This window comes from Bartonella sp. TT29SHDZB, from assembly GCF_042193395.1.
GTDB lineage: Bacteria > Pseudomonadota > Alphaproteobacteria > Rhizobiales > Rhizobiaceae > Bartonella.
In genome coordinates, this window is the sequence record NZ_JBHILQ010000002.1 from 148,424 (window position 1) to 171,847 (window position 23,424).

Annotated in this window: 21 protein-coding genes; 14 read left to right on the top strand and 7 right to left on the bottom strand. The window is 38.2% G+C overall.

Annotation, left to right across the window (positions count from 1 at the left end; all coding sequences use genetic code 11):
* Nucleotides 1-375 precede the first annotated feature (375 nt).
* The 5 genes from ACFIJJ_RS01805 to ACFIJJ_RS01825 form a co-directional block, all read right to left on the bottom strand.
* Entirely contained in the window at nucleotides 376-1,176 is an 801-nt protein-coding gene (locus ACFIJJ_RS01805) for a heme ABC transporter ATP-binding protein (RefSeq protein ID WP_375622227.1), read from the bottom strand.
* Nucleotides 1,173-2,270 (bottom strand): FecCD family ABC transporter permease, encoded by a 1,098-nt coding sequence (locus tag ACFIJJ_RS01810; protein WP_375622226.1) that lies wholly within the window; start codon nucleotides 2,268-2,270, stop codon nucleotides 1,173-1,175. Before ACFIJJ_RS01810 ends, ACFIJJ_RS01805 begins: the two co-directional genes overlap by 4 nt.
* Nucleotides 2,271-2,275: 5 nt before the next feature.
* Nucleotides 2,276-3,178, bottom strand: a complete 903-nt coding sequence (locus tag ACFIJJ_RS01815; protein WP_375645760.1) for a hemin ABC transporter substrate-binding protein — start codon at nucleotides 3,176-3,178, stop codon at nucleotides 2,276-2,278.
* A gap of 18 nt (nucleotides 3,179-3,196) precedes the next feature.
* A complete protein-coding gene (locus ACFIJJ_RS01820; protein ID WP_375645762.1) occupies nucleotides 3,197-4,240 on the bottom strand; it encodes a hemin-degrading factor in 1,044 nt (347 codons plus the stop codon).
* 270 nt (nucleotides 4,241-4,510) lie between these two features.
* Entirely contained in the window at nucleotides 4,511-6,691 is a 2,181-nt protein-coding gene (locus ACFIJJ_RS01825; protein WP_375622223.1) for a TonB-dependent hemoglobin/transferrin/lactoferrin family receptor, read from the bottom strand.
* A 245-nt stretch (nucleotides 6,692-6,936) separates the two neighbouring features.
* On the opposite strand from ACFIJJ_RS01825, the gene ACFIJJ_RS01830 reads away from it, so the two are divergent.
* Nucleotides 6,937-7,707, top strand: a complete 771-nt coding sequence (locus ACFIJJ_RS01830) for a cell envelope integrity protein TolA (protein ID WP_375622334.1) — start codon at nucleotides 6,937-6,939, stop codon at nucleotides 7,705-7,707.
* 1,041 nt (nucleotides 7,708-8,748) lie between these two features.
* Here the strand turns inward: ACFIJJ_RS01830 and ACFIJJ_RS01835 are convergent.
* Nucleotides 8,749-10,839 carry a lytic transglycosylase domain-containing protein gene (locus ACFIJJ_RS01835; RefSeq protein ID WP_375622222.1) on the bottom strand — a complete coding sequence of 697 codons (2,091 nt, stop codon included), beginning with the start codon at nucleotides 10,837-10,839 and terminating at the stop codon, nucleotides 8,749-8,751.
* A gap of 250 nt (nucleotides 10,840-11,089) precedes the next feature.
* Here ACFIJJ_RS01835 and dapA point away from each other — a divergent pair, with 250 nt between their 5' ends.
* Nucleotides 11,090-11,974 carry a 4-hydroxy-tetrahydrodipicolinate synthase gene (dapA, locus tag ACFIJJ_RS01840; RefSeq protein WP_375622221.1) on the top strand — a complete coding sequence of 295 codons (885 nt, stop codon included), beginning with the start codon at nucleotides 11,090-11,092 and terminating at the stop codon, nucleotides 11,972-11,974.
* A gap of 18 nt (nucleotides 11,975-11,992) precedes the next feature.
* Complete coding sequence (smpB, locus tag ACFIJJ_RS01845; protein WP_375622220.1) at nucleotides 11,993-12,469, top strand: SsrA-binding protein SmpB; 477 nt, start codon at nucleotides 11,993-11,995, stop codon at nucleotides 12,467-12,469.
* Between the two features lie 48 nt (nucleotides 12,470-12,517).
* Here the strand turns inward: smpB and ACFIJJ_RS01850 are convergent, their stop codons facing one another.
* Nucleotides 12,518-13,186, bottom strand: a complete 669-nt coding sequence (locus ACFIJJ_RS01850; RefSeq protein WP_375622333.1) for a uracil-DNA glycosylase — start codon at nucleotides 13,184-13,186, stop codon at nucleotides 12,518-12,520.
* A gap of 568 nt (nucleotides 13,187-13,754) precedes the next feature.
* On the opposite strand from ACFIJJ_RS01850, the gene rpoZ reads away from it, so the two are divergent.
* From rpoZ to panB, 11 genes are all read left to right on the top strand, one after another.
* Entirely contained in the window at nucleotides 13,755-14,153 is a 399-nt protein-coding gene (rpoZ, locus tag ACFIJJ_RS01855) for a DNA-directed RNA polymerase subunit omega (RefSeq protein WP_273791104.1), read from the top strand.
* A 128-nt stretch (nucleotides 14,154-14,281) separates the two neighbouring features.
* The gene (locus ACFIJJ_RS01860) at nucleotides 14,282-16,507 is read left to right on the top strand and encodes a RelA/SpoT family protein (protein ID WP_375622219.1); all 2,226 of its coding nucleotides are present in this window, start codon (nucleotides 14,282-14,284) and stop codon (nucleotides 16,505-16,507) included.
* A gap of 16 nt (nucleotides 16,508-16,523) precedes the next feature.
* The gene (gene pyrE, locus ACFIJJ_RS01865) at nucleotides 16,524-17,102 is read left to right on the top strand and encodes an orotate phosphoribosyltransferase (RefSeq protein ID WP_375645802.1); all 579 of its coding nucleotides are present in this window, start codon (nucleotides 16,524-16,526) and stop codon (nucleotides 17,100-17,102) included.
* Nucleotides 17,103-17,196: 94 nt separating this feature from the next.
* Entirely contained in the window at nucleotides 17,197-17,769 is a 573-nt protein-coding gene (locus tag ACFIJJ_RS01870; RefSeq protein ID WP_375622218.1) for a DUF2062 domain-containing protein, read from the top strand.
* A gap of 62 nt (nucleotides 17,770-17,831) precedes the next feature.
* The gene (gene acpS / locus ACFIJJ_RS01875; RefSeq protein WP_375622217.1) at nucleotides 17,832-18,233 is read left to right on the top strand and encodes a holo-ACP synthase; all 402 of its coding nucleotides are present in this window, start codon (nucleotides 17,832-17,834) and stop codon (nucleotides 18,231-18,233) included.
* 81 nt (nucleotides 18,234-18,314) lie between these two features.
* A complete protein-coding gene (gene lepB, locus ACFIJJ_RS01880; RefSeq protein WP_375622216.1) occupies nucleotides 18,315-19,118 on the top strand; it encodes a signal peptidase I in 804 nt (267 codons plus the stop codon).
* A complete protein-coding gene (gene rnc / locus ACFIJJ_RS01885) occupies nucleotides 19,099-19,806 on the top strand; it encodes a ribonuclease III (RefSeq protein WP_375622215.1) in 708 nt (235 codons plus the stop codon). The genes lepB and rnc overlap by 20 nt, the downstream gene beginning before the upstream one ends.
* Nucleotides 19,799-20,704 carry a GTPase Era gene (gene era / locus ACFIJJ_RS01890; RefSeq protein ID WP_375645763.1) on the top strand — a complete coding sequence of 302 codons (906 nt, stop codon included), beginning with the start codon at nucleotides 19,799-19,801 and terminating at the stop codon, nucleotides 20,702-20,704. The genes rnc and era overlap by 8 nt, the downstream gene beginning before the upstream one ends.
* A 26-nt stretch (nucleotides 20,705-20,730) precedes the next feature.
* The gene (gene recO, locus ACFIJJ_RS01895; protein WP_375645764.1) at nucleotides 20,731-21,477 is read left to right on the top strand and encodes a DNA repair protein RecO; all 747 of its coding nucleotides are present in this window, start codon (nucleotides 20,731-20,733) and stop codon (nucleotides 21,475-21,477) included.
* A 28-nt stretch (nucleotides 21,478-21,505) separates the two neighbouring features.
* Complete coding sequence (panC, locus tag ACFIJJ_RS01900; RefSeq protein ID WP_375645766.1) at nucleotides 21,506-22,366, top strand: pantoate--beta-alanine ligase; 861 nt, start codon at nucleotides 21,506-21,508, stop codon at nucleotides 22,364-22,366.
* Nucleotides 22,363-23,178 (top strand): 3-methyl-2-oxobutanoate hydroxymethyltransferase, encoded by an 816-nt coding sequence (panB, locus tag ACFIJJ_RS01905; RefSeq protein ID WP_375645767.1) that lies wholly within the window; start codon nucleotides 22,363-22,365, stop codon nucleotides 23,176-23,178. Before panC ends, panB begins: the two co-directional genes overlap by 4 nt.
* Nucleotides 23,179-23,424 lie beyond the last annotated feature (246 nt).

Sequence of the window (23,424 nt, forward strand, 5' to 3'; positions counted from 1 at the left end):
TCTATATGGTCCTTAGAAGATATAAATAATACACTCCGTTATTATAACAAAGGCATTTATACGCATTTCTTGAATCATTTTTATAAAGATAAAAGTGATAGAAAGAGTGGGAAAACGCATGTTTATGTTGTATAAATTTGTATGATCTAACAGTTTGATAGCAAATAAAATTTCACATGTTTTTAGTTACGTAAAATCTTAAAAGATTTTAAACTGGTATTTTTTCCCAAAATATCTTTAGGGTGCTTGGTCTTCTTTTTTAATGATAGATGACAAAAAGGAGTTCATATAAAAATAAAAAAGATTCTTGAATATTTGCATGTTTTATTTTGCTATGGACTTTAGTTTTTAGATTGAAGCCGATAGCTTAGAGATCTAATTCTCATAGGAGGATGCCGTTTGAGGGAGTATAAAAGGGATATCTTCTTTAGGTAATTCAGAAACGTTTAAAGAACAATGATAAACATCGCGGAGATTTTGTGTTGTCAAAACATTAGTTGCATTTCCTTCGCAATAAATCTCACCTTCCTTGAGCAAGATCATGTTATCTGCATAATGTGCCGCGAGATTGAGGTCATGAAGAACAGCAAGAACGCCGCCACCAGAATGGGCAAATTGTTTAGCAATATCCATAACGATGATTTGATGTTGAATATCGAGGCTAGCAATAGGTTCATCTAATATCATCCAGCGAGGAATCCCATTATGAACAGGTTTCCAGACTTGGCAAAGTACACGGGCAAGTTGCACTCTAGCTTGTTCTCCGCCTGATAATTGGTGATAATACATGTTGCCATAATCAGAAAGGTCAACGCACTCTAAAGCTTTCTGGATAAGATTTTGCAATTCGGCTTTGGCAATGCTAAATTGGTTTACAGAAAGGCCAAGCTCTACAACTTCATGGACTAAGAATGGAAATACGAGCGTTGTTGATTGTGGTAGTACAGCGCGCATTTTTGCCATTTCATGAGTTTTTGTTTGGCATACATTATAACCATTTAAGGTTATTTTTCCACTGTAAGGAATTTCACCACTCAAAGCTTTGATAAAAGTACTTTTTCCTGATCCATTAGGACCAATAATAATGGTAAAAGCACCACTTTTAGCTTGAAGATTAATGTGTTTAAGAATCTGCTTTTTTCCGCGCTGAACACAAATATTTGTTGCTTCAATCATGAAAAGTCTGTTCCTCGTTTGCATATAAGGATCCATAGAAAGAAAGGTGCACCAAAAAGTGCTGTTACAATCCCAATCGGCAATTCTGCGGGGGCAACAATTAAGCGCGCAAACATATCAGCAAAAATAAGTAATGCTGCTCCCAAGAGAGCAGAGCAAGGAATGAGATAGCGATGATCAGGACCAATGAGCTGACGTAAAATATGAGGAACAATGATACCAATAAAACCAATACCACCACTAACAGCAACAGCACTACCACACATAAGAGCAACAAGGGGAATAGCAATATTTTTGACGCGTTGAATATGGAAACCAATATGGCCAGCAACAGCTTCTCCAAGAGCAAGGGCATTAAGTGCTCGTGATAAAAAGGGAGAGAAAAGAAGACCAATAACGATAAAAGGGAGAACGAGCCATACTTTCAACCACGTAGCGCCTGCAAGAGAGCCCAGACTCCAAAAAGTGATATCACGCAGTTGTTGGTCATTTGCGACAAAAATCAATGTTCCGACAACTGCACTGCTTAATGCACCAAGAGCAATACCCGCAAGCAACATGGTTGCAATAGAGGTAAAGCTATTATGGGTTGCTATTATATAGAGAATAATCGTTGATAAAAGTCCACCAAAAAAAGCACCTATGATAACTTTATAAGGCTCTAGAAAAGGTGCAAATGAAACAGGAAAAGCAATACCGACAACAATTGCTAAGACTGCTCCAAGTCCAGCACCTGCTGACACACCTACAATTCCGGGATCAGCAAGAGGATTACGAAAAAGCCCTTGCATAAGAACACCGGAGACAGCTAAAGCTGCTCCAATCAATAATCCCAAGATAACACGGGGAAGCCTTATGTCGATGAGCACGAGGTAATCACGCGTTTTACTACTTACCGAAAAGTCTTGTGTAAGCATCATATGGAGGAGATCAACGAAAGAAACCTTTGCTGCACCATTCAAGAGCCCACCAAAAATACTGAAAATAAGGAATATTATTAAGCCTAATAATAAAATCTTCCCCTGCTTTGAACGGTTTATTTTTTTACCTTCTTTTTCTTTAGGTAAATGCATCCTAGATGTACCGTTTACCATTTTTATCAGCTCTTACCGTTTTGATGTGCACCATAAAGTATCTCAATAAGCTCTCTTGATGCGTCTGCAGTGCGTGGACCAAATCCCAAAAAATACATAGCATCCATCTGTTTTATGGCATGATTTTTCGCTGCAGTTGTTGCTTGAACTGCCGGTATGGCTAAAATCTTATCAATGCTGGTTGATTTTGCACCATGTTTTACAAGTAAGATAACATCGGGATCTGATTTCAATAACGCTTCGCCGTTGAGAAGTTTATATCCTTTATAATCGGTGATAGCATTGATAGCGCCTGAAAGTTTGATCATACTATCAGCTGCAGTACCTGTTCCAGATGCCATGACACGTCCATTTTGCACAGAGAAAACAAAAAGAACACGCTTTGGTCTTGTTACTTTCGCCAAAAGCGCATCGTTGTCTAAAAAATCACGCTTCAATTTCTCAATCAACGCAGCGGCTTGCACTTCCCGCTGAATAGCTTGGCCAACGAGGCGAATCTTTTCTATCACATTTTCACGAGAGTAGTTTTCTGGTATGATCACCAGAGGTATTGATGTTTTTTTGAGAATATCAATTGTTGAAGCAGGACCGCTTCCTTCAACAAGTAATATGCCCTCTGGAGCAAGTGATAAAACCCCCTCAGGTGAAAGAGCACGCATATATCCAAGCACAGGAAGTTTGAGTGCTTCTTGTGGGTAGACGCTCGTACTATCACGGGCGACAAGTTGATCTTGGGCTCCCAATGCATAGATAATTTCTGTAAGTGCTCCGCCGATAGAAACAATTCGAGCATTTTCAGGAAAACGCGTTGCAGGTTCAGCAATTACTTGTTTAGAAAAACAAGTAAGAGAGAGAAATAAACACATAAGAAAAAGGTTTGATAACCTATGTAAAAGAGATCTGAACATGTTCAACCTTACCCTATCTTAGTTACTGCTGTTTTCTTGGCACGATGGCAAACGATTCAATAAAGAGCGCCAATCTTCACGTTCTTTTTGACCTTCCTTGCGCACGCCAAAGAATTGAATAACCATCTCATCATCTTTATCGAAAACTTCAAGTGAGCTGACATACCCATCAGTCGTAGGCTTGCGAACACGCCATACTTTATTGATCCCAGAAACGAGTAAATGGAGGTGAAATTTCTGATCGAGAACATTAAGCCAAGGTCCCATTTGCTTAATGTTCTTCACTTGCCCAGTGAAAATTTGGATACATCCTTTATTACCAACAAAACACATAATTGGTAACTCTTCTTGTGCAACTTGTTTGAGCATCATTTCAACAGCTTCTATTTTTAACTCATCGGCAAACTCATTTCCGGCATGTTTTACAGCATCATGTCGATTAATTTTCAGTTCAGAAATAATCTCATGAAGTTGATGCACATCAGTCATCTGTCGCCAACGATTTTGGAACTTTTCAACATCCAGCTTTGTCGTATCACATTGTACTGGAGTAGGAACGGGAGAAATATCAAGTACAGGTGATTGATCGTCATGAAGCAACTTTTCAACAAGTGCAGCCCATTCTTCCATATTAGTTGCGTCTTTAGAATAGAGTTTGAAAATGGCAATGCCATATTGATCAAAGAATTGCAAACTTTTCATAGGTGTTCCAAGAATAATCACATCATGTTCGAAACCAAACTTCCATTGTTTTGAAAAAATACGCAAGTCAATTTCACCGAGTGTTATCGGGATGTGCTGGCTTTGAACAATCTTCTCAAAACATCCTGTTATTTCATGGACAGCATTATTATTCCGTGTCAATGCCATAATTGTGCCAAGTTTAGGAGCATTTTCCAAGAAAGTAGCGACATCAGCGTATAATTTTTTTGCTTTTCCGATTGTACAATAAGCCGCGATGAGTTCTGCTTCGGATATACCAATAGAATCCGCGAAATCGCGGTTACGCATCTCTTTTTTTTCTTCACGCAAGCGAATAATCGTTTTGGCTGTGTATGACATGGGCTTATCCTTATGCTACCTATTTGAGGGTTAAGTGTTTAATTTTTCAACTCAAAGACAGTAAGTTGAACCACTATCAACTAATGGTTCAACCTACTACCAAATAAGCCCTTGTTTTATCAACAATAGAACAATAAAAACCGATAAATTACAAAAGTTAAAGCGTAAACCGCAAAATATGTTGTTTAAAAAACAAGAAGAACAGAAACGCAATAATTTATTTTTTATCGACATAACCTTTTTAATTGATCTAATGGTTAACAAAAGTAACTAAAATTTTTGTACAAACGACACCTTAAAGTTACGACCAGGTTGGCTATAATAATCTTTTGGTGTTGAACTTTTACCTGAAGGAAGTTCAGATACATTCCAATATTTTGTATTGAAAAGATTATAAACACCAGCTCTTAAAATAGGTCCCGTTTCACCGAGTGGTTTCCACCACCCTGTCATATCAACGACATGATATCCTGGAATTTTTTGGTAATCAGATTCTCCGGCTACTTTGTCACGTTTGGCTGCCAAAGTAAGGATAATATCGCTTCCCCAAACCTCTTTTGCATATCCTAATCCGATAACTGCTTTCAAAGGAGGAATTGAGTTAAGATACTCCTTTTTATCAAGATCTTTTCCTTGTGAATAAGCAAGAGCAACATTGCTATGAAAACCATTTTTAAGAACTAAATGGGCTTTTGTCTCAACACCAAAAATTTGCACGTGAAAACGATTCATGTAATGCCGACGCGCAAATTTAAATTCTTCTGATGGCCCTCTATCCTCAGTATCTATGAAGTTCTTATATTGATTGAAAAAGGCATTGAAGGAACCACCAAAATTTACATTTCCATACTTTATACCAACATCATACCCATTGCTTGTTTCTGCTTTAAGATCAGGGTTGCCCTTCGAGTAATAAGCAGGGGGTTTTATATAAGAGACGTAAAGTTCTGCAACACGTGGTGCCCGAAAAGCTTGTGCCCATTGAGCATAAAGTGTTATTTGATCATGAACATCCCACTCTACACGTAATTTGGGGGAAAAACGTGACCCATTTCGTTCTGGAGGAAATTTGTCAGAAATCAGAGCTTTCTTATAAGAGGACGTTTTTTGAGGGACATACGCATACCAATCATAACGAATTCCAGGTGTTATACGGAAATGGTTATCAGCAAAGCCAATTTCATCTTCGAAAACAAAACCCAAATTATAGCCATTTGTATCTGGTGAATCTGACCGATTAGCGGGTACAAAGAGGCACCCCCGTGCATTTTCCGCCAAGTGACAATTATCTTTCCCTAACAAATAATGATGCAATTTAGATGACAAGACATTGGCCGCAAGCTTTAACGTATGATCTACAGTACCAATATGAACTTTTTTGAGAGCGTCAGCGTTGACACCATAATTGGTATTACGCAAAAAATTATCTCTCAAAAAATCCCCTGTGGGGGCCTTAACACGAACTGCAGTCATAATATCATGACTTGACTGTCTTTGCCAATAAATCTGCCCACGAAATGCATCAAAAAATGCATCTTCATTGCCGTTATAGTCATAAGAAAGAGAAAGGCGTTCACGGAGTTTTTCGTCCTTATTATAAACAGAACTAGGGGCATAATATCTTTTAGAAGCATTCAATGAATGTGTATCAATATTGTGACCAAAACGCTCTGCTGTAAAACCAAGGCGGTGATTGTCATCAAGGTATTGGTGAATTTTAAAGAGCAAATTATTTTGATCAAAATGAGCAGGGTTTTTACGTGTGCGTTCTTCATAGCCTTCTAGGGTTCCCATATTTTTGCGCTCATGACCGTCAGCATAAGACCCTTGGAAAAGCAAAAACGTTTGTTGAGCACGCATTGCAACAGCTTGATCTACGTGCCAACTATTATCGACAGAATGATAACCACCTCTTATCAGACCACCCCAATTTTTTCCTTCTGTGATAAGATCTTCAGGATCAAGGGTACGCAACGCAACAACTCCTCCTAGTGCACCAGATCCATAAAAACTAGAATCTGATCCCTGAATAACATCGAGTGTGGAAAGTGCACTAAAGTCAAACATTGTGTTACCACTGTTCTCACGCAATATATCATTGAACCATGGAAGAACAATACCATCCATTGTTGTGAGAACACGGTTTGCTTCTAAACCACGAATGACAAAACTGTTATTTCCTGGGTTATAGCCCACAGTTGGATAAAGACGACTAATATCATAGGCATCAGTTATTTGTTTTTCACGAATATCCTTCGCGGTTTTCCGATCTGTCAGAACACTGACCGAATCCAAGGCCGTCCCTATTTTTTTCTCTTCAATAACTATTGGTTTAAGTTCAGTGATAGCACCTCCATCTTTATTTCGTGCAAAAACAAATGAAGGTATACAGACCGATAATGCACTTAAAATCACACAGCTTTTATAGATATTTTTTCGTCTTATTTGCATAACACATCACAACCTTTTTAAACATCCCCTCTCTGTTTTGAAATTTTATTTTATAACAAAAAGGCTGGACCCGCTGATTAAAACTTGCCAGCCAAGCAAAAATGATTTTGCCAATAACACAAAATCACTAGGAAACCATATTAAACATGACAAAATCAGTCAAGAAAAAAGTTGCAATTTCAAAATAGCCTGTTTTAATGAGATTGAACACCAATATTAAGCTTAAAATAGTGGCAGAAGAAACGATGAATTTTGCAAATACGAAGCAATTATTAACTCTTTGGATTGGTGCATTTGTTGGAGCTTTCTTTTTGCATATATTATTGGGAGCGCAGTTTTATTTTCAAAGTACTGGTGTAAGTAATGACTTACTTTCGTCGGAGATTATGCTAACTTTTGTGCAAGAAACTGTACATTCGGATGTTGATACAGACTTGCCAGATATTCATACAGAGTCGGATATTAATACAGAGCCAGAAGTATTACAGTCTGATCTCCTAGAGAAGGAGTCAGAGGAATTGGAATCCGTGGCTGAAGTTCAACCGGAAGAACCACAGCATATGGTAGAACAAGATGACTTAAAGCCTTTGGAAGAAGCCTTTCCTCAAAAAGTGGAACATAAAGCGTTTATCAAAAAAACAATACCGATGCCAAAGGCTGTAGTAAAGCGCTTCAATGCAAAGGCAGTACGTTCTTCTTCCACCAATAAGGGTAGCGGTACAGCAGGGGCTGAAGATATATTGTTAATGGAGTGGTTAGCAAAGGTACAGTCACAATTAGAAAGGCAAAAAAATTATATTGTGGGACAGCGTACCAGTCGTACAAAAGGAACGGTGAAGTTAGAATTTATGGTACATGAGCAGGGGAGTATTTTTTCTAGTCGTGTAGCAGTCTCTGCTGGTGATCCAGAACTTGATCGATTAGCGATGGCGGCACTTCAACGCATTGGTTCTTTTCCACCACCGCCACCATCAAAAGTGAATAAAACAATCAGAGTATCCCTAATATTTAGCTGATTTTTTATGCGGGGCGCTTTTCTTATAATATATTGATTTATAATGATTGTTTATAATTTTAATGAAAGTTAAAATATAGTTTGTTCTAATTTTTTTGACGTTGAATTAATCAAAGCCATTCGCTTACTTATGATATAAGTTGAGGGGGAGCATGGATAAAAACTTCTAAAAAGCAGCGAATATACTTCTTATGAATGCTCTAAATGAAAGGGTTGTTGCAACATTGGGAGTTATGGGATGATAGAGCTATAGCTTTTATTAAGTAAAGGTTAATCGTGTCTAATCGATTTTTATACCGTTCGTAAGAGGATTTTCGTAAGTACTTTTCAGATACACTGTTGTAAAATGGACTTAGAAACATTAAAATAAAACAAGAATATAAACAAGAAAAACATACTATTTTGGGGTGCTTTGTTTTGTGTGAAAGATGTGAGCTTATATGTAAAGCTTATATGTAAAAATGAGAAAAACAAAAAGCAAAATTTCATCTTCATTATTAAAAGATATTGACATATTTAAAAGTCGTAAAACCGAATGAAAAGGGAAGATGCAGAAGAAAATTGTTTGTCTTTAAAGGCTTTCTAACTCAATGAGTCTGTCATTCTGTTATCAGAGATAATCCAAACGATATATATAACAACCTCTTATTTGGTGTAGAAGTGTTATAAGCAGAAAAAATAGTTTTTAAAAAATGCTGTTTCACAAGATTTGAATATTGTCTAATAAGCAGCAGTAAAAGGATGAGCTATTTGTTTCACTCTTTTCTTATATTTGTAATCTCTATGATATTGTCGTTTATGTTGAGAAGAAATGAACTATTTGTACGACATGTTGATTTATAATGATAATTCATCATTTTGTATTTGGAATAAAAGACCAAAATAGCGGAGGGTTTTCTCATTTCGAATTTATTAATACTGAATTAATTAAAATTACTTTTTTATATATCCTAAGAAGGTTGGTATGTGGGTACTATTTAAAAAGGAATAAAAACACTTCTTGTGAACGCATTTCAAATGCTATTTGGGAAGTTAAGGCATATTATTTGGGGTGACCAGAAAGCAGGTCGGTTTTTATATCTATTTTCCCAGTGAGTCTTGCTTTGTAGACACCATAATTTTCCATGACACGCATCACGTAATTACGTGTTTCTGTATAAGGAATACGCTCAATCCAATCAATGACGTTATCGAGAGGTTGTCCTCGAGGATCGCCATAACGTTTTATCCATTCATTGACTCGACGGGGACCCGCATTATAGCCAATAAGGGTTAGTATATAGGATCCATTAAAACGTTCTAATTGTTCATTGAGAAAATGGGCACCTAATGTTGCATTATAATGAGCATCACTGCTAAATTTTTGAGGAGACCATGCGATTGAGTATTTTTTTGCCAGTGCTTTTGCTGTTGTAGGCAGCAATTGGAGTATACCTTGTGCACCTGCTTTTGATATGGCTGTTGGATTAAATTCGCTTTCTTGGCGTGCAATGGCATAGATAAGCGATTTTTCTTCTACAGAAATATGAGCAGAAGCTGGTATAGCTCCCAGAGGATGAGAAAGTGCCCCGACGTTTTTCCCTTGAAAAGCAGCCATTTTTCCAATTTTGAGGCTGGTATAATAGTCTCCATTTTTTTCTGCCATAACAGCCAGAAGAGCTAATTCACCTGGGCTTTCTATTTTTTTTCCGAGCTCTCTATAAAAAATTTTAGCAAAATCAGCATAGCCGGCTGCTTCAAGACGTTGAATTGCTTTGATCGCTTTTCGTGCACTAAAATGTTGTCGCTCAGCGGTTGTTGGTTTGGGAAAGAAAATTTTAAGCTTTTTTTGGTTAAGTCGTGCAGCGGCTAATTGACCATAGTAAGTTGCACCAAAATGAGCTGCGCGATGAAAGTATTGCTGGGCATTTTTATGTTCTTCTAGCGTTTCTGCTGTTCGTCCCATCCAGTAATATCCACGTGATGCATAAAAAGGTAAAGAAGAGAGTTGAGGAATACGTGAAAAATGCTGCATTGCCAATTTAGGGTTATGAAGAAACCGTAGTGCATACCACCCTGCATGAAACTCAGCATCGACGGCTAATGCAGATGTTATACCAGTGTGCATTGCAACAAGTTGATAAGCAATTTTTGGTTTGTTTAAATCGAGCATTTCACGAGAAAGGGCGCGTTGTTCTTTCCACAATGAATGAGGGTTCATAAGGCGGAATGCATCTTTTGATATTTTCATCATGAGTGCTGCTGCTGCATCATATTGCTCTGTTCGTCGAAGATGGCGTATTCGAGCAAACTGAAAAAGAGGATCTTTTTGCCATGATCTCTCTACAGCTTTTAATTTTTGTGTAGCTCTAGGATCATTTTTTTCAACGGCCACAAAAGCATTAAAAAGAGATTGAGCATGGGCTAATTTTGCAACGCGTGCTGCTGAATCAAAACGATGTGCATACAGCATAAACTGCATGCGTTTCAAATGATCAATAGGTTTTAATGCAGCGCTTGCATTTTTAAGAACAAATACTTCTTCTTTTGCATTAAGCTGTGTTTTATGCCACCATGGCGCAATAACGTGTTGAGCACGAGTGGTTTGTCCCGTTGCGATAAGTGCTTTAGCGAAGAGAGCCATCCCTTGTGCTGTTTGGGGCGGGTGATGAGAAAATTTTTGGATGATTGCGCGTGTGACGTTGGTTTCATTAAGAAAAGCACGTTCAGCATTGCGTTGCATCGTTTCTATACCTGGCCATCCTTTTAGCATGTTGATTGCATTAAATATTTCAGAACTTGGTATATTCGCTTGGTTTGATACCCCCAGCGCCCATGTCAAAATATGACGATCAAGGCTATGTGTTTCCATTGAATTTCGAAGATTTATTGTTTTTGCAATATTGTTGTTTGCTAGTGCATCTAGCCCAGCTTTTAGTTGCTGAAGTGTAGCAGTATTGTGTGATGTCGTGTGTATCTGTTGAAGAGATTCTTGAGCTTCTTTTGCGGTAAAGGGAGTAGGGCGAACCAAAGGGATTGGCGCTTTTCCTTGCAAAAGGGGTGTTTGTGCATATGCACTTGAAAATAAAATTCTTACTGCCAGTATAAGTGCAGTAAAGGTTGATACGAAAAGAGAGGTGGAAAATACACGCATAGAGAAAAGACCTTGAGACCTTGCTTTTTGTAAAAACTTAAGGATTTATAGAACACAAGCGTGAAAAACGCGTTAATACAGACGGCTTGTTTTGAAGAAATGTTCAACATTTAAGGAGGGACATTTTCATCTTATGAGGGCTTTTTTTGAAATTCATCTTGCTTCAATGATAGAGCAAGATTATGCTCTATTTAAAATTTATAAAAGGCGATTATAAAAAAATAAAAGCAAATATTATAGGGAGTTTATCATGCTCAAGGGAGCTATAACTGCGCTTATCACACCGTTTGATAACAAGGGCGCAATTGATGAGAAGGCGTTTTGTGATTTTGTTGAATGGCAGATCACACAAGGGATTAACGGTGTAAGCCCTGTTGGGACAACAGGTGAATCAGCAACGTTAAGTCATGAAGAACATAAGCGGATTATAGAATTGTGTGTTGAGCAGGTTGCAAAGCGTGTTCCTGTTGTTGCTGGAGCGGGATCAAATAGCACAAGCGAGGCTGTAGAGCTTGCACAATACGCGCAAAAAGCTGGTGCAGATGCAGTTTTGGTTGTCACTCCCTATTATAATAGACCAAATCAATCTGGTTTATACAAGCATTTTTCTTCCATTGCCAAAGCTGTTTCTATTCCAATTATAATTTATAATATTCCTGGTCGTTCTATTATCGATATGGCTGTAGAAACGATGAAAGACCTTTATCAAGATTTTAACAATATCATTGGTGTTAAGGATGCAACGAGCAGAATTGAGCGCGTTAGTGAACAAGGTGAAAAGTGTGGAAAAGATTTTGTGCAGCTTTCCGGTGATGATTGTACGGCGTTAGGTTTTAATGCACATGGAGGTGTTGGGTGTATTTCAGTTTCCTCTAATGTTGCTCCAAAGCTTTGTGCAGAGCTTCAAGCCGCTTGTTTTCGTGGTGATTATAAAACAGCACGAGAATTAAATGATCGCTTGATGCCTCTTAATCGTGCTGTGTTTATTGAACCTAGTCCAGCAGGTATTAAATATGCTGCTGCAAAATTAGGGTTTTGTGGTGATACTGTGCGTTCTCCTATTGTTCCATTAACAGAAAGAACAAAAAAGATTATTGATGCAGCCCTCAGTCATGCTGGTCTTTTAAAAGCGTAAAATGATATTGACAAAGCCATGAATAAAAAAAAGAACGCGCCCGTACGGAAAATAATTGCTGACAATCGTAAAGCACGTTTTAATTTTGAAATTCTCGATAATCTTGAGGCGGGTCTTGTTCTTCAGGGAGCGGAAGTAAAGTCTTTACGTTCCAATCACGCCAATATTGCTGAAAGCTATGCGAGTTTTGAAAATGGGGAATTATGGTTAGTAAACAGCTATATTCCTGAATATACGCAGGCTAATCGTTTTAATCATGAACCACGACGTTTGCGCAAATTATTACTTTCAAAACGTGAGATGGCACGTTTTTTTAATGCAACGTCTCGTGAAGGAATGACACTTGTTCCTCTTAAACTTTATTTTAATGAACGAGGGCGCGTTAAGTTGGAGATCGCTCTAGCGCGAGGGAAAAAGCTTCATGATAAGCGCGAAACAGAAAAAAAACGCGATTGGGGACGTGAAAAAGCAAGACTTTTAAAAAGGTATGGCTGATGGGTGCGATCTAGATATTCTTTATTCATAGCGCTGTTTAAAACAGTTTTAGCATTGATCTAAGTATGTTTTTGCTGCTTGAAAGATTTGATGAAACATGGCGTCTGTCAAACGTCCAGTATTTGTATTATAACGAGAACAGTGATAACTTGAAAAGATGCGTAATCTGCCAATATTATTGATTTCACCATGTCCAAAAGGATGAGCTAAAACTTTTGCATTAAGGGCACGTATCGTAGAATGGTGCGCAATGGTGCCTAAGGTAATAACGGCTTTAAGTTTGGGAAGATTTGTTAAAAGAGGTGAGAAGAAATAACGGCATGTGTTAATTTCTGCACCGGTGGGTTTATTTTCTGGTGGAACACAACGAACAGAGTTAACAATTGCTGCATCAATAAGTTCAAGAGTATCGTCTGCTCTTTCTTCAAAGGTTCCTTTGGCAAAACCAAACTTTTTTAAAGTTGAATAAAGTAAGTGCCCAGCATAATCACCAGTAAATGGACGTCCAGTTCGATTTGCTCCGCGTAATCCAGGAGCAAGCCCAACAATAAGAAGGCGTGTTGTGTCTGGCCCTTTATAAGGAAAGAATGGACGCACCGGTGCGTTATACCAACTTGGTTCTTTTACACGCCAGTCAGCGATAAATTGATGAAGCCTAGGGCATAAATTGCAATTTTGGGGTGGTTCTGGGCAAAGTGATGTTAATTGGCTATTCATGGTGTTAGGCATCAATCGATTTTCTATTTTTTTGAGTCTTTTATAGCGTATATGATGGGCTATGTTTTGATAAACAATCTATAGTGAATATAAATAAACTTTTTTAGAAGAAAGTTTAATATAAACTTATTGCTCATTATTGTGTAAAGAGAGGTAGTCTTTCAGTAATTTATTCGATGAATAAGAGTGCAATACACATGATGTTCAAAGAAAAAAGTTCTCTCTTTAGACAAAGATATTATCATAAAAGTATGCATAAGGCTGCCGTTATTGCAAAGGATTTTAAACAGCTGGTATTCCTTTTAAAAGGATAAGGACTCCAGACAAGTATTTTGTCAAGAAAGACCGACCTTTGTTTGAAGTCAATCTATTGGAATGCTTTTAAAAGAAGTTTTGATAACAAACATGAATAGGTTATACATTTTATAAATTTTCCAAGAATTTTCTTAAATAAGTTCTTTAATCAAAAAATATAAAAGCTTGTGTTGTTTTTCTTGTGTTTTATTTTGATTATTGTATATACTCCTTTATTCGCTATTAAATTTTTTTATTTGAGAAAGAGGCATAAATGGCCCGCGTAACGGTAGAAGATTGTATTGATAAAGTTGACAACCGCTTTGAATTGGTACTTTTAGCAGGTCATCGGGCGCGTCAGATTTCACAAGGAGCGCAGATTACGGTTGATCGTGATAATGATAAAAATCCAGTTGTTGCTTTGCGTGAAATAGCAGAAGAAACATTGTCGCCTGCTGATTTAAAGGAAGATCTTATTCATTCGCTGCAAAAGCATGTGGAAGTAGATGAGCCAGAAATGGCAAGTGAATTTATTACCCATTCAGGTGAAGCTGAAAGTGTTTTTAATACGTCATCGCAAGAAGAAGGTACTTCATTTGATCATATGTCAGAAGAAGAGCTTTTAGCTGGTATTGAAGGTTTGGTTGTTCCAGAAAAAAGTGACGATTATTAATTGCAGCAATTTATGTTACAGGAGTAAAAATACCTTGTCATGTAAGGAGCAATTATTTTTCTTGTCTTTTATTGATAGGACATGTTCAATGAAGATTAGAGGTGTGAAAAGATAAAGGATATGCTCGTATGATGCGTCAGTGTGAGCTTGTTGGACGTGTTCAACGTTACAAGTCTGACGTAGATGAGGCTCTTTTAAACAGGGCCTATGATTATGCAATGAGAAAGCATGCACATCAAAAGCGTGCGTCAGGTGATCTTTATTTTTCTCATCCTTTAGAAGTTGCTGCTATTTTAACAGATATGCGGTTGGACGAGGCAACGATTGCTGTTGCTCTTTTGCATGATACAATTGAAGATACAAGCGCTACACGAGCAGAAATTGATCAGCTTTTTGGTTCTGAAATTGGGAAGTTGGTTGAAGGGCTTACAAAGCTTAATAAGCTTGATCTTGTATCAAAGAAAGCTGTACAGGCAGAAAATCTTCGTAAACTTCTTATTGCTATTTCTGATGATGTTCGTGTTCTTTTAGTCAAACTCGCTGACCGTCTTCATAATATGCGTACCCTTGGTGTTATGCGTGATGATAAACGTCGGCGAATTGCTGAGGAGACAATGGATATCTATGCGCCACTTGCAGGCCGTATGGGTATGCAGGATATGCGTGAGGAATTAGAGGATCTCTCTTTCTTTTATTTAAATCCAGAAGGTTATCGTACGATTACCAATCGACTTTCTGAATTATTGAAACACAACCGTGATTTGCTTTCCACAATTGAAAATGAATTGACAAAACTTTTTTTCGAAAATGGCATTAAAGCAGATGTTAAAAGTCGTCAAAAAAAATCTTATTCAGTCTTTCGCAAAATGGAAAGTAAAGCACTCTCTTTTGAACAATTATCGGATATTTTTGGATTTCGTGTGATTGTTGAGTCCGTGAATGATTGTTATCGTGCTCTTGGTGTCATTCATACGACATGGCCAATGGTTCCTGGTCGTTTTAAAGATTATATCTCTATACCAAAGCAAAATGATTATCGTTCTATTCATACAACAATCGTGGGTCCTTCAAGACAACGTGTTGAGTTGCAAATTAGAACGGCTGCTATGGATGAAGTTGCTGAATATGGGGTTGCTGCTCATTCCATATATAAAGAGCACGGTTCCAATTATTCGACTTTGAAGTTATCAAGTGAAACGAATGCTTATGCATGGTTGCGTCAAACGATACAATCTTTGTCTGATGGAGATAATCCAGAAGAGTTTTTAGAACATACAAAACTTGAGCTTTTTCAGGACCAAGTTTTTTGTTTTACGCCGAAAGGTCGATTAATTGCTTTTCCTAAAGGAGCTACGCCTATTGATTTTGCTTATGCCGTCCATACAGACATTGGTGATTCTTGTGTGGGTGTAAAAATCAATGGTCGTATTATGCCTTTAATGACCAAATTAAAAAATGGTGATGAGGTTGATATTATTCGCTCACACGCTCAAATTCCGCCAGCAGCATGGGAATTTCTTGTTGTCACAGGTAAAGCACGTTCAGCTATTCGACGAGCAAGTCGTGCAGCGGTACGTAAACAATATTCGGGCTTAGGATATCGTATTCTCGAGCGTTCATTTGAATATATGGGAAAGCAATTTTCAAAAGACCTTTTGAAGAAAGTTTTGCCACGTTTAGCACGTAAAGATGTCGAGGATGTATTGGCTGCTGTTGGGCGTGGAGAGCTGTTTTCCGCTGATGTGATTAAAGCGGTTTATCCTGATTATCAAGATCACCGTGTAGTACAAAAGTCCTCTTTTAAGCCTGGGGAAGAAGGTTGGTTTAATATTGAAAATGCTCAAGGTATGATTTTTAAAGTTCCAGAAAATGAAAAGAATGCAATGGTCGAGAATCATCAATCTAAAGCCTTGCCTATTAGAGGAACCCGTGGAGATATACCCGTACGTTTTTCACCGGAAGGAGCAGTACCTGGAGATCGGATTGTTGGTATTATGCAGCCAGGAGCAGGGATCGTTATTTATCCAATACAGTCTTCAGCTTTGATGGCGTATGATGATCAGCCAGAACGATGGATTGATGTCCGCTGGGATATTGATGCCCAAATGAATGAACGTTTTCCTGCACGGATGAATATTTTGGTTGTAAATAGTCCTGGTTCTCTGGCTGAAATTACACAAATAATTTCTGCTAACGATGCCAATATCCAAAATTTATCTTTTATCCGTACAGCACCAGATTTTACAGAAATTATGATTGATTTGGAAGTGTGGGATTTAAAACATTTGAATCGTATTTTTTCTCAGTTAAAAGAGGCAGGTTCAGTCAGTACAGTACGGCGGGTTCATGGATAAAAAGAAAGATTTTGCAATGAATACACAAGATGTCATTGATATTTTTAAACAAGCAGATGCCATTCTAGAAGGGCATTTTATTTTAACATCGGGGCGCCATAGTGCGATTTATATGCAAAAAGCGAAAGTATTCATGCATGCTGACTTGACGGAAAAGTTATGTCGTGGATTGGCTGAAAAAATTAAAACATCTATCGATGGAAAAATTGATTATGTTGTTGGTCCCGCAATTGGCGGTCTTATTCCTTCCTATGAAACTTCACGTCACCTTGGTGTTCCTTCTCTTTGGGTAGAGCGTGTAAATGGCATCTTTGAATTGCGTCGTTTTGAAATCAAGAAGGGTGCACGGGTTGTTATTGTTGAAGATATTGTGACAACGGGTCTTTCCATTCGTGAGACTGTTGAAGCGCTTGTTGCAGCAGGAGCAGAGGTATTGGCCAGTGCATGTATTCTTGATCGTTCTGGTGGTAAGGTCAATGTTGGAGTTCCATTGATTGCGCTTGCTGAATACGAGATAACCTCTTATGCTAGTGATGCTCTTCCTGCAGAGCTTTCTATTCTTCCAGCGATTAAGCCAGGTAGTCGAAATATTTAATTGTTGTTCTATTTTTTTTTGTGCAAAAGCTTAAAAAGATTAATTTGGATAATATAGGTTATTTCATTATCAAAAGATGTATATTGAGAGTCATATGCTTTTTCGTCGTCGAGAACCAATAGATTTTGTAACGCGTATTCGACTTTGGTTATGGCCACGTCGTTCATTTTCTCGCTCATTTTGCTACATATATAAACGTATTTTGCGTATATCAGCAACACCGCATGAAGTAGCATTAGGGGTTGCTGTTGGCATTTTTTTAGCTTGTTCCCCTTTCTTTGGGCTGCATATTATTTTGGCAATATTTTTTTCTTGGCTTTTGCGTGCAAACTTTGCTGCCGCAATCATTGGGACGATTTTTTCTAATCCACTCACATTTTTATTGATTATCATGGCTGATTATAAAGTAGGGTATTTTTGTTTATCACTTTTTAGCGATGTCAAAGAGATTTCTCTTTCGCAAATTCGTGCTCTATTTAATGGTTTGACATTGTCAAATCTCTCTCTCCTCTTTAAAGGCGCATGGGACACAATTATGAGTCCTATGATTTTAGGTGGAACTCTTTTAGGTATTATTTTTGGTGGTTTATCTTATATAGGTGTTTACAGAGCAACGGTTCGTTTTAAACAAAAGCGATATCAAAAGATTATAAAAAAAAGGCGTTAAAAGAAGCATTCATCGCCTGTATTAAAACAGAAATAAATTTAAGAAAGATCGGGTAATATCTTATGATTGTTGGTCTTGGAAATGATCTGGTTGATATACGACGTATTGAGAAAATGTTGGTTCGTTATGGTGAGCGTTTTATCCAACGTATTTTTACGGATATTGAAAAAAATAGATCTGAAAATCTCAAAAAAAGCTCCTCTTCCTATGCAAAAAGATTTGCTGCTAAAGAAGCATGTGCTAAAGCCTTAGGAACAGGAATCGCTTGTGGTATCAATTGGAAAGACATGGGGGTAGTTAATTTGCCATCTGGTAAACCAACAATGCAATTAACAAATCGTGCGCAAGTGCAACTTCAAAAATTATTACCTCCTCATCATGAGGCAGTTATTCATCTTAGTATAACAGATGATTTTCCTTGGGCACAGGCATTTATTATTATTGAAGCACTTCCACGTGGATAGACGGTGTGAGAGATTGTGCTTTTGTTATTTGAATATTATGATGAAAAAAAGTTATATCTGGTGATGAGAAGGCAGTTGGTGATGATCGAAAAAGATAAAGTGCATAAAAAAGGTGGGATTCGTGAATTTATTTCTGTTTTAATACAGGCTCTGCTTTTAGCAGCGTTTATTCGGACACTTTTTTTCCAGCCGTTTAGTATTCCTTCCGGTTCAATGCGTCCGACTTTGCTTGTGGGGGATTATCTGTTTGTTTCTAAGTATGCATATGGGTATTCTCATTTTTCCCTTCCCTTTTCTCCTCCCCTTTTTTCTGGACGTATTTGGGCATCTCAACCTCAACGTGGAGATGTGGTCGTTTTTCGCTTACCAAGTAATCCGAAGATTGATTATATAAAACGCGTTGTTGGGTTACCAGGTGATCGTATACAAGTCCGTCAAAGTGTCCTTTATATTAATGATGAGGCTGTTTCACGTCACTTTATAGGGGAGATTGATAATTCTGATATAACAGAGGTTAACTATCCTGTTGAGGTTTATCGTGAGACAATGCCTAACGGTGTTAGTTATGATACACTTGATTTAGCTTTCATCCCAAAAGTTGATGATACAGAAGTCTTTGAAGTTCCTCAAGGACATTACTTTATGATGGGAGATAACCGCGACAATTCAGATGATAGTCGTTTAGATGTAGGCTATGTTCCAGAAGAAAATCTTATTGGTCGCGCGAGCGTGATTTTCTTTTCTATCAGTAATGGTTCAAGTGCTTGGCAGATTTGGCGCTGGCCATTTGATGTGCGTTGGAAGCGTTTGTTTTCTTTCATAAATACGGTTCATGATTTGCCGCTTATCAAGCAAGGAAACAACGATGAAACGTCTCATGATTGATCAGCTTTTCAAGCTGACAGGGCATCGTTTTAAAGATGAAGAGAGATTAAAAAGGGCATTAACACATTCAAGTGTACAAGATTCGGAACAGGGGAATTATGAACGATTAGAGTTTCTAGGTGATCGGGTTTTAGGGCTTTTGATTGCAGAGATGCTGTATCAACTTTTTCCTCAGGCAAGTGAAGGTGAATTATCAGTCCGTTTGAATCATCTGGTCAATGCGCAGACATGTGCTGATATTGCGCGCGAAATGAGGCTGCCTGATATGATCCATGTCGGGTTTGAGATGAAAAGTTTTGAGGGGCGTCGACTCATCAATATGCATGCAGATGTCGTGGAAGCTTTGATTGCCGTAATATATCTCGATGGAGGCTTGGAAAGCGTTCGCCCTTTTATTCAAAAATATTGGCAAAGTCGGGCAAAGAAAATGGATGCTGGTCGACGTGATGCCAAGACAGAATTACAGGAATGGGCACATATCCAAGGCAATGCACAACCACATTATCAGGTTATCAAACGTTCAGGTCCAGATCACGATCCTGTTTTTATGGTAGAGGTCAGTATTTCTGGGTTTGCTTCAGAGATTGGGCAGGGAAGCTCCAAAAGATATGCCGAAAGAATGGCAGCTGAAAAAATTTTGCGACGAGAGGGTGTATGGAAAACAGTGGGAAAAAATGATCATGAGTGACGTTATGAAAACGCGTTCTGGGTTTGTTGTGCTTATTGGGATGCCTAATGCCGGTAAATCGACACTGGTTAATCAATTGGTTGGAACAAAGGTTTCAATTGTAACGCATAAGGTACAAACAACCCGCACTTTAATCCGCGGTATTGTCATTCATGATGATGTGCAAATTGTGTTGGTCGATACACCGGGTGTTTTTCGTCCCCATAAGCGCTTAGAACGAGCCATGGTCTCTGCTGCTTGGGGAGGGGCTAAGAGCGCTGATGTTCTACTCGTTTTAATCGACGCTCAAAATGGTCTTTCGGATGAAGTTGATATGATGTTAGATATTGTAAACAATCTGAAACAAGAAAAAGTTCTTGTTCTTAATAAGGTTGATACAGTTGTTAAATCATCTCTTCTAGCGTTAACCACTAAAATAAATGAACGTGTAAAGTTTGCGCAAACATTTATGATTTCTGCTCTAAACGGTTCTGGTTGCAAGGATTTACTTCATGCGTTGAGTAATATGATGCAGGAGGGGCCATGGTATTATCCGGAAGATCAAATTTCTGATATGCCCATGCGTCATCTTGCTGCTGAAATTACGCGTGAAAAACTTTTTCTTCGTCTTCATGATGAACTTCCTTATTCCTCAACGGTTGAAACAGAAAACTGGGAAGAGCGTTCAGATGGTTCCGTTAAAATTAATCAAGTTATTTATGTCGAGCGTGAGAGTCAGAAAAAAATTGTTTTAGGAGCAAAAGGCGGTACAATTAAAGCGATTGGACAAGCAGCACGTAAAGAACTCATGGAAATTATGGATCAAAAGGTGCATCTTTTTCTCTTTGTGAAAGTGCGCGATAATTGGGATACCGATCCAGAACGTTATCGTGAAATGGGATTGGATTTTTTAAAATAAGATTTTTAAAAAATAATTAAAGTAAAATGAAGTGGAAAGAACAAGCCGTTATTCTTGGTACACGCCAATATGGTGAAACAAGTGTTATTCTTGAGATCATGACACGTGAACGCGGTCGTTATATGGGAGTGGTAAAAGGGGGCCGCTCGCGTCGCATGGCAGCTCTTCTTCAACCTGGAAATTTTGTGGAGGCTGAATGGTGGGCGCGTTTAGATGAACATTTGGGACTTTTTCGGCTTGAAGCTCTTGATTTACATGCGGCACGATTAATCTGTCTACCAGAAGCACTTTATGCTTTGCAATTGATAGCTTTTCATTTACGGCTTCTTCCCGAGCGTGATCCCCACCCCATTTTATATGATATTTTACACCTTTTTATGCAGAACTTTGATGAACCATTTGTAAATGCGGAATTGCTGGTACGTTTTGAAATGCGGCTTCTTGAAGAACTTGGTTTTGGTCTTGATTTATCTTGTTGTGCTGCAACAGGTCGTCAGGAAAGGCTTCATTACGTATCACCAAAATCTGGTCGGGCTGTCTGTGAAGAAGCAGGAGAACCTTGGAAAAAAAAGCTTCTCATTCTACCACAGTTTCTTGTACAAAGAATGACTCGTCCTGCTGATTTTAGTGACATAATCAATGGTTTTATACTAACAGGTTTTTTTCTTATGCGTCATGTCTGGGAGCCACGAGATATAAAGCAGCCGTCAGTGCGCATGAATATGATACAATTGTTTGAGCGCCAATTTGGTGTACAGGCATTAATTGGTTGATCTGATGATAATTGAATAGAATGGAAAAATGAAAATTTTAAAGACAATTGCTGAAGTTCGCCGATATACTTCAGAGGCGCGACGTTTAGGTCTTTCGATTGGTTTTGTTCCAACAATGGGGGCGTTACATGACGGTCATCTTGCATTAGTACAGTGTGCAAGGGCAGAGTGTGATCGCGTAGTGGTTTCTATTTTTGTCAATCCAAAGCAATTTGGACCTCATGAAGATTTTTCTCAATATCCAAGAGATTTGAAGGGCGATTGTGCTTTGTTAAAAGAAGCAGGTGTTGAATGTGTTTTTGCTCCTTCTGTAGATGAAATGTGGCCACTGGGGAATGATACAATTGTACAAGTGAAAAAATTATCACGTATTTTGATGGGAAAATTACGTCCGGGGCATTTTTGTGGTGTAACAAGCGTTGTTGCTAAACTTTTTAACATTGTCCAACCAGATAAGGCTTTTTTTGGGGAAAAGGATTTTCAACAAATTTTAATTATTCGGCGTATGGTTGAAGATTTGGCTTTTCCTATTGAAATCGTTGGAGTTCCTATTCTACGGGAGTCAGATGGTGTAGCTTGTTCTTCACGCAATCAGCTTTTAACATTAGAAGATCGTAAAGCTGCCAAAATTATTCCTGAAAGTGGAAAAGCTGCTGAAAAGCTTTATCATGAAGGTGAACGGTCGGTTGATAAATTATGCAAAACTGTTCGTGATATTTTACAACAAGAAACGCGTGCAATCATTGAAGCGATAGATTTACGGGATATGAAAACTTTATGCGTGGTTAAAGGAACATTGAATAAACCGGCGGTTTTACTCCTTACTGTCCGCTTTGGTGAAGTAAGGCTGATTGATCAATATATATTGCAAGAGAAGGGTGGAAAATGAGTGTACATAAAACCGTAAAGCGTATAACATCTTCCGAAATACGTGCAAGAAAGGGACAACAGCCAATTGTTTCTTTAACAGCTTATCAAGCTTATACTGCGCGGATTGCTGATCCATATTGCGATATCCTTTTGGTTGGTGATAGCGTTGGGATGGTTGTGTATGGGTTTGAGACAACGCTTCCTGTTAATTTAGATATGATGATTTCACACGGGAAAGCTGTGGTGCGAGGGTCTCAAAAAGCTCTTGTTGTTATCGATATGCCTTTTGGGTCTTATGAGGAAAGTCCAGAGCAAGCTTTTTTAAATGCATCGCGCATTCTTGCACAAACGGGGTGTGGTGCAGTTAAGCTTGAAGGGGGCGTTTATATAGCCCAAACAATAGATTTTTTGTGTAAACGTGGCATTCCAGTGATGGGGCATATCGGTCTCACACCCCAAGCAATGAATCGTTTTGGTGGTTTCAAAACACAAGGACGCAAGGAGAGTGATTGGCAAAGAATTGAAGCAGATGGAGCAGCGATTGAAGAGGCAGGTGCTTTTGCTGTTGTTTTAGAAGCAATGGTTGAACCTTTAGCGGTGAAACTGACAGATAAGCTTTCTATCCCTACGATCGGTATAGGGGCGTCCAATCAATGTGATGGGCAAGTATTGGTTATGGAAGATATGTTAGGTTATGGTGCCCATGTACCAAAATTTGTACGCCGTTATGGAGACCTTGAACAAGCCATGGAAACTGCAATCAAGAATTATGCAGAGGATGTTACATCTCGTGCTTTCCCAGCAGATAATGAGGTTTATAAACTAAAATAAATTTCAGTTTAAGATGAAAAATTTGAAAAGAAAATATGAGTTGTTTTGATAATAAACGTGCATGATTTCATATATTTTTGTATGTAATTTGAATGCTGTTTTTTTCATTACTTTTATACGTTATGAGCGCATAAATACATATTTTTTGAGGTTGCCGCTGAGAGTATGTTGTAGTAAATCTTTGGGATCGATAATATTTTTGTAAGTTACAGGTTGTAAGAATAGTAATTGTAGAAGTGCAAATTT

Excerpts from the sequence above, each read along its gene's own strand:
- panC (WP_375645766.1), top strand. The coding sequence starts at position 21,506 with ATGAAAATTTTAAAGACAATTGCTGAAGTTCGCCGATATACTTCAGAG.
- ACFIJJ_RS01870 (WP_375622218.1), top strand. The coding sequence starts at position 17,197 with ATGCTTTTTCGTCGTCGAGAACCAATAGATTTTGTAACGCGTATTCGA.
- ACFIJJ_RS01850 (WP_375622333.1), bottom strand. The coding sequence starts at position 13,186 with ATGAATAGCCAATTAACATCACTTTGCCCAGAACCACCCCAAAATTGC.
- recO (WP_375645764.1), top strand. The coding sequence starts at position 20,731 with ATGAAGTGGAAAGAACAAGCCGTTATTCTTGGTACACGCCAATATGGT.
- ACFIJJ_RS01805 (WP_375622227.1), bottom strand. The coding sequence starts at position 1,176 with ATGATTGAAGCAACAAATATTTGTGTTCAGCGCGGAAAAAAGCAGATT.
- ACFIJJ_RS01815 (WP_375645760.1), bottom strand. The coding sequence starts at position 3,178 with ATGTTCAGATCTCTTTTACATAGGTTATCAAACCTTTTTCTTATGTGT.
- rnc (WP_375622215.1), top strand. The coding sequence starts at position 19,099 with ATGAAACGTCTCATGATTGATCAGCTTTTCAAGCTGACAGGGCATCGT.
- ACFIJJ_RS01860 (WP_375622219.1), top strand. The coding sequence starts at position 14,282 with ATGATGCGTCAGTGTGAGCTTGTTGGACGTGTTCAACGTTACAAGTCT.
- era (WP_375645763.1), top strand. The coding sequence starts at position 19,799 with ATGAGTGACGTTATGAAAACGCGTTCTGGGTTTGTTGTGCTTATTGGG.
- panB (WP_375645767.1), top strand. The coding sequence starts at position 22,363 with ATGAGTGTACATAAAACCGTAAAGCGTATAACATCTTCCGAAATACGT.
- rpoZ (WP_273791104.1), top strand. The coding sequence starts at position 13,755 with ATGGCCCGCGTAACGGTAGAAGATTGTATTGATAAAGTTGACAACCGC.
- ACFIJJ_RS01820 (WP_375645762.1), bottom strand. The coding sequence starts at position 4,240 with ATGTCATACACAGCCAAAACGATTATTCGCTTGCGTGAAGAAAAAAAA.
- ACFIJJ_RS01810 (WP_375622226.1), bottom strand. The coding sequence starts at position 2,270 with ATGGTAAACGGTACATCTAGGATGCATTTACCTAAAGAAAAAGAAGGT.
- acpS (WP_375622217.1), top strand. The coding sequence starts at position 17,832 with ATGATTGTTGGTCTTGGAAATGATCTGGTTGATATACGACGTATTGAG.
- lepB (WP_375622216.1), top strand. The coding sequence starts at position 18,315 with ATGATCGAAAAAGATAAAGTGCATAAAAAAGGTGGGATTCGTGAATTT.
- dapA (WP_375622221.1), top strand. The coding sequence starts at position 11,090 with ATGCTCAAGGGAGCTATAACTGCGCTTATCACACCGTTTGATAACAAG.
- ACFIJJ_RS01825 (WP_375622223.1), bottom strand. The coding sequence starts at position 6,691 with ATGCAAATAAGACGAAAAAATATCTATAAAAGCTGTGTGATTTTAAGT.
- pyrE (WP_375645802.1), top strand. The coding sequence starts at position 16,524 with ATGAATACACAAGATGTCATTGATATTTTTAAACAAGCAGATGCCATT.
- smpB (WP_375622220.1), top strand. The coding sequence starts at position 11,993 with ATGAATAAAAAAAAGAACGCGCCCGTACGGAAAATAATTGCTGACAAT.
- ACFIJJ_RS01835 (WP_375622222.1), bottom strand. The coding sequence starts at position 10,839 with ATGCGTGTATTTTCCACCTCTCTTTTCGTATCAACCTTTACTGCACTT.
- ACFIJJ_RS01830 (WP_375622334.1), top strand. The coding sequence starts at position 6,937 with ATGAATTTTGCAAATACGAAGCAATTATTAACTCTTTGGATTGGTGCA.